The sequence below is a fragment of the Arthrobacter sp. I3 genome, assembly GCF_000520575.1.
Lineage (GTDB): Bacteria > Actinomycetota > Actinomycetes > Actinomycetales > Micrococcaceae > Arthrobacter > Arthrobacter humicola_A.
Genome location: NZ_KI914915.1, coordinates 42,870 through 48,531, shown reverse-complemented (window position 1 = coordinate 48,531; position 5,662 = coordinate 42,870). Strand labels below are relative to the sequence as shown.

The 5,662-nt window shown below is 68.1% G+C and carries 5 protein-coding genes; 2 read left to right on the top strand and 3 right to left on the bottom strand.

The window, feature by feature from the left end:
- Window positions 1-1,411: DUF5671 domain-containing protein (locus Y706_RS24250; RefSeq protein WP_216699115.1), on the bottom strand; the 1,411-nt coding region annotated here is incomplete at its 3' end.
- Complete coding sequence (locus Y706_RS24245) at window positions 1,408-1,929, bottom strand: LpqB family beta-propeller domain-containing protein (RefSeq protein ID WP_028276176.1); 522 nt, start codon at window positions 1,927-1,929, stop codon at window positions 1,408-1,410. The genes Y706_RS24245 and Y706_RS24250, both read right to left, overlap by 4 nt.
- A 103-nt stretch (window positions 1,930-2,032) precedes the next feature.
- On the opposite strand from Y706_RS24245, the gene Y706_RS0107910 reads away from it, so the two are divergent.
- On the top strand, window positions 2,033-3,487 hold the full coding sequence (locus tag Y706_RS0107910) for a DUF5129 domain-containing protein (protein WP_028276175.1): 1,455 nt from the start codon (window positions 2,033-2,035) through the stop codon (window positions 3,485-3,487).
- A gap of 15 nt (window positions 3,488-3,502) precedes the next feature.
- On the opposite strand, the gene Y706_RS0107905 is transcribed toward Y706_RS0107910, so the two are convergent.
- Window positions 3,503-3,697: a DUF1918 domain-containing protein gene (locus Y706_RS0107905; RefSeq protein WP_043435423.1), complete on the bottom strand. Its 195-nt coding sequence runs from the start codon at window positions 3,695-3,697 to the stop codon at window positions 3,503-3,505.
- A gap of 293 nt (window positions 3,698-3,990) precedes the next feature.
- On the opposite strand from Y706_RS0107905, the gene Y706_RS24240 reads away from it, so the two are divergent.
- Window positions 3,991-5,662, top strand: a 1,672-nt coding sequence (locus Y706_RS24240) for an efflux RND transporter permease subunit (protein ID WP_253906722.1), incomplete at its 3' end; no start/stop codon positions are given.

Genomic DNA, 5,662 nt, shown 5'->3' with positions numbered 1-5,662 from the left:
CAGGGTCCGATCCCGCCACGAGGAACACGTGGCCGATGGTTCGCGGACGGACCGGACCGGCCGCGGCGAGCACGGCGCGGTCCTGCCGCCACACGGCAAAGTGGTACCCGAACACGAGTCCCGTGGCGACCAGGAGCCCCAGGGGTGCGCGGATCCGGTCCACGAAGCTTCCCCCGCTGACCTCGCCCAGGACGAACTCGAACATCCGGAACCCGATCACCAGCAGCGTGACCACCGCCACCACCGCGCTCAGACCGAACACGGCCACCAGGTAGATCCGGCGCGCGTTCAGGCCGGCGCCGGTCGCCGCCGACTGCTCCACGCGCCGCCACGCAAACCACCAGACCGGCCCGCCAACCAGGAGCGAGCTGATTCCCGCAAGCAGCAGCGTCCGCGCCCCGGCGCCGGCCAGCGGCGTCGCCGTCATGGCGAGGGCCGAGTTGACAATCACGCCTATCCCGGACGCTGCCGCGACCAGGGCGACGCCGGAGGTCACCAGCCTGCCGCCCTGAAGCGTGGCCTCTGAGCGGCCGCGCGCGACGTTGCGGTGGTAGACCCAGACGAGGCAGCCGATGGCGGCCGCGGACACAGCCGGCGCGAGGGGCTCCAGCAGGAGCTCCAGCGGTTCGGAACGGTCAAACAGCCGGCGAAGCACCACGAAGAGCGCCACGCCGGCTCCGCCCAAGGTCAGAACGCCCGCGCCAAGCACCCCGACCGTGATGAGCGCGACGTCGGCCAGCCCGGTCCGCAGCCTCCGGCCGCCGTCGTGATTCCAATGCCACCACCAGATAATGGTTCCGCCGACGGCCCAGACCAGGGATTGCAGCGCCGACACCCACCACGGTTTGCCCGTCGCGGCTCCCCGCAGGGCGGCATCCAGCAAGGTGGATAAGGCTGCGACGGCGCCGCCCACGCCCAGCACGAGCCCCAGCACCGAGCCGAGCACCGTAGGGACCCCGGAGAGGTCTGTCGGATTCTTCCGGGGGTCACGCCACATCCACCGGTGCCAGGCCCAGACCGCAGCCCACACCAGACCGGTGGCCAGGGACAGCCGCCACTGAAGGCCCTGCCCGCCGATCAGCGAGGACAGAGTGTTCAGCACGTTGTTGGCCGCGATGAGCAGGGCGAGCAGGTAGGCACCTGCCAGGTAGAGACCCCAGCCGATGGCGGACCGCTCCTCCGGGTCCTCGAGCCGCCGCCAAACCGCCCACCACAAAAGGGCCGCGAGCGGCCCGCCAATCAGGGCGAACGCCAGCGAGCGCGCGAGCCCGGCGACGTCGTCCGGGGCCAGCTCTGTCCCCGCCACCAGCAGGCGGCCCAGCAGTCCGCTGAGCCCGACGGCGGTTGTCACCACCAGTGCGAACAGCAGCGCGTAGGTGATGAGCCGGCGCACTGTCCCTTGGGCGCTCATTGCTTCGCCTCGCCGGTGCACACTGCCAGCGGCCAGGGCACGGTGTCGATCAGCCAGCCGTCGCCCGCCCGAACGAGGTCGAACGCGTCCTCCACCTGGTATTCGGCGCTGCCGAAGGGACCGCCCGGCTCGGACACAGTGATGAGCACCCTTACGTCCGCGGATTCCGGCCGCTCGGTGGTGGACACCAGTGTGACTCGCAGGTTCCGGGCCGAGGGGCGGGCCCCGGTTGTGCACTTGCTCCGGGCGGCCGGCGTCAGGTAGGCGGAGGCGGCCGTCTCATCCCCGGCAATGACGGCTGCGGCATAGCGTTGCGCGACGCCGGCGGGCGTTGACTCGGCCAGGGGCGCGGGCTCCCCGCGGGTGAAGACCACTGCCAGCGCGATGATCACGATCACCGCGATCGCGGCCATGATGGCCAGCAGGGTCCGGTCAGGCCTGGTGCGGCGCAGCTCCCCCGCCTTCCCCGGCTTTTCCGGGCCGGGCTCCTCCGGCGGTCCTTCAGGCGGCGGCCTCATGGCGCAAGTATGGACGCCGTCCAGCGCACGGTCACGATGTCTTTCGTCCCCTTTCCGCGGCGTCCGCGTCGACGCAGCCGAAGCCAGCCACTACGCTCGGAAAATGGGAATCATGCGCAACGCCCTCGCCGCTGCTGTTGTGCTGATGGCCGGCCTTCTCGGCGGCGCCCCGGCCGCGCTCGCCACGACGCCGACCGCCGTCGTCGTCGAAGACCGCGCCGGGGTGTTGGACCAGCGGACGCTGCTGCCGGCGGTACAGGCCACCGACTTTTATGAGCCCACCAAAGTTGCGGTGTACACCTATAACGGCACTGCCGCCGACAATCTGAACGAAGAAGTCCTGCGGTTCGCCCGCACCGAACATCCCGAATGGATCAGTGCTGACGGGCAGAAGTGGGCAGACGGACTGTTCATCTTCGCCCTGGATCCGGTGGGCCGGCATGTGGGGACGTACATGGGTGAGGACCGGAAGGTCTCGCCCGAACAGCGCGAGGATATCCAGAACGCCGCCAAAGAGCTGCTTCGCGATGCGCAGTGGACCGAGGGCACCATTGCCGGGATTCGCCGCGGCGCCGAACTCATCAATCAGCCATGGTACCGTTCCACAGCCTTCCTCGTCACAGCCTGGGCGGCGGTGGCCGCCGCGGTCTGCGGAGCCGCGGCGTGGCTGATCGTGCGGTGGCGGACCCGGGTGTCCAGCCGGAAGGAACTGGCCCGGGGCGACGCCAGCTACGCCAGTGTCAGCATGGACCTGCAGGTGACCGAGCTCAACGCCAGCACCATTCCCGAGTCCTCCCGGTACGGGAGCACGGTGCTGGAAAAACACCGCACGTTCGTGAACCGCTACGGCACGGCCACCGAACTTTCCAACCAGGTACACGCCCTTGGCAGCCGGGACCTGAGCCGCCGGCCCAACCTCAAACTGGTCCGGAGTTACGCCGATGCCGCGGCCGAACTCGACGCCCTGGACGACGTGATCGCCGATACCAATGCCCTGCTCAACCGGGGCTCATCCTGGCCGGCCGCCTGGGACCGCCAGCTCGCGCCGTTCCGCAACGATCTCGACGGCGTGGAAGACCTGCTCAGCCAGCGCCGGGCCGAGGGAACCTCAGCGACGGCGGTGGCACTGCGGTCCTTCCGCGATGAAAGCCGGCGTAACATGGAGCGCTGGTCGACGGAACTGGCGGACGGTTCCATCACACCCGAAACGGCGCTGGACCGGTTGCGTGACGCCCGGACCCACCTCTCGGAGTTGTTGAAAAATCACGCCGACACCCTGATCCAGGCCTTTGCCCGCAATGAGAAGGAAGCCGGGCTCATGCGCGAGGAAATGGACAGCGCGCAGGCGGGAACGAAGGCAAGATACGGCCGCACGTACGAGCCGAGCATCCTCGGAACGGTGTACCCGTCCTACTACTTCTTCTCGGTCCCGAGCTTCAACACCGGCTTCAGCAGCGGCGTCAGCAGCGTCAGCAGCGCGCGCGGCGGCGGCACCACCACCGGGTACGGGTCCAGCGGCGGAAGCTTTTCCGGGTCCGGAAGTTCGTCGAGTTTCTAGGGCGCGCTAACGGACTTAGGGCCCGCTCGCGGCTTTTTCGACGGCGAAATCTCCACCGGGGAACATGATCGTCTCGTGGCCGTCGTCGAACCGGACCAGGTACGGCGGCGCACCGTCGGCACCCTTCACTTCAAGGATCAGACCGTGCCGGTCCGTGGACTCGACCGTCGTCCCCCGGATGATGATGCGGTCCCCTGCGGTTGCCTTCATGGCGATCACCTGTATCCCTATTGACGCCTGTGTGCCCGAAGATCATTATGGCTCTTATCGGCTGGGGGGCGCTATGGCCTGAGGTTGAGGAGCCGCGCCGTGAACCGTAAATGTGCAGTTGGCCAAGCAGGAAAAGCAGTCAGCACCCTTTTCCCGGTGATCGGTTTCGCGGCAGGACCGCTCCACTACCCGCTCCATCCCTCCGCCCATCCCGACGGCCCGGGCTGCCGACGACGCCGAAGCTTCAACGACCTTGACGTGCACACTCCTGCAGGGCGTGCGGGGTGCCGGCCATGATGCGGGCAATTGTGCGCTGGACGCTGCAGTTCAGGCTCCTGGTCCTGGCAGCAGCCGCGGGAATCCTGGCCTTCGGGCTCACCAGCCTGCCGAGCATGTCCGTGGACGCCTTCCCGGAATTTGCCCCGCCCCAGGTGGAGATCCAGACCGAAGCCCTGGGACTGTCGGCCGCCGAGGTTGAGCAGCTCATCACCTCACCCATGGAAGCCGACCTGCTGAACGGCGTCGCCTGGGTGGAGGCCATCAGGTCCAAATCCGTCCCTGGCCTGTCCTCGATCCAGATGGTCTTTAAGCCGGGGACCGACCTCCTCCGCGCACGCCAGCTGGTCTCGGAGCGGCTGACCCAGGCTCGCGCACTGCCCAATGTTTCGGCGGCGCCCGTGCTGATGCAACCGCTGTCCTCGACCAGCCGGGTCATGATGATCCGGCTGACCTCCAAGGACATGTCGGCCATCGACATGTCCGTCCTGGCCCGCTGGACCATGAAACCCGGGCTCCTGGCCGTGCCCGGCGTCGCCAACGTGGCGATCTGGGGCCAGCGCGACCAGCAACTCCAGGTCCTGGTGGACCCGGCGCAGCTCGAAGCCAAGGGCGTCACGCTGGATGAAATCATCAAGACGACCGGCAACTCCGTGTGGGTCTCGCCACTGAGCTACCTGGAGGCGTCCACACCCGGCACCGGCGGCTTCTTCGAGACGGGACACCAGCGGATCGGTGTCCAGCATGTCCTGCCGATCACCACGCCTGAGGACCTGGGCCAGGTCCCCGTCCAGGGTGCGCCAGGCAATCTCCTGCTCAAAGACGTGGCCACGGTGTCAACAGACCACCAGCCGCTGATCGGCGATGCCCTCCTGAGCAAGGAAGCCGAGTTGTTGCTGGTCATCGAGAAATTCCCGGAGACCAACACGATGGACGTGACCCGGGGCGTTGACGAGGCCCTGCACGCACTCCAGCCCGGCCTGCCCGGGGTCGCGATAGATACCAGCGTCTACCGGCAGGCGTCCTTTATCGACGAAGAAATCGGGACGCTCGGCGCCGCCCTGCTCGTGACACTGCTGCTCATTGTCGCCCTGTTTGGGGCCTTCTTCCGCTCCTGGCGCACCGCCTTGATCAGCCTGATCACGATCCCGGTGTCGCTGACCGCGGCGGCGCTGGTGCTCGACTGGCGCGGCACCGGGATGAACACCATGGTCATGGCCGGCCTGGTGCTGGCACTGGCGGTCATCGTCGGAGACGTCGCGGAAGACCTCAGCGGCATCGCCCGGGCACGAAGGGCCGAGGCCAAGTCCCGCCGCGAAACGGCCGACGGCGGGACTGAGTCCACGCCGGCACAGGATGGGCAGCCACGTGATTCAGTGATCCCGGGCGCCCTGCGGGCAGCCCGCACGCCAATGCTCTACTCACTGCTGATCATGGCTTTGGCCCTCGCACCCGCACTGTTCATCCCGGGTGAGAACGGCGCCCTGTTCGGACCCTTGGTGCAGAGCTACCTGATCGCCCTGGTTGTCTCGATGATCGTCGCACTCACCGTCACGGCCGCCCTCGCGTTCGTCCTTCCCGCGGGTTCCAAGGCCCCGGAGAGGCGGTCCCTCAGGCGGCTTGAAGGCGCCTACGGCGGCTACGTGAAGCGACTGGCAGGGAAAACCCGGTGGGTGTTCGCCGCCGCCG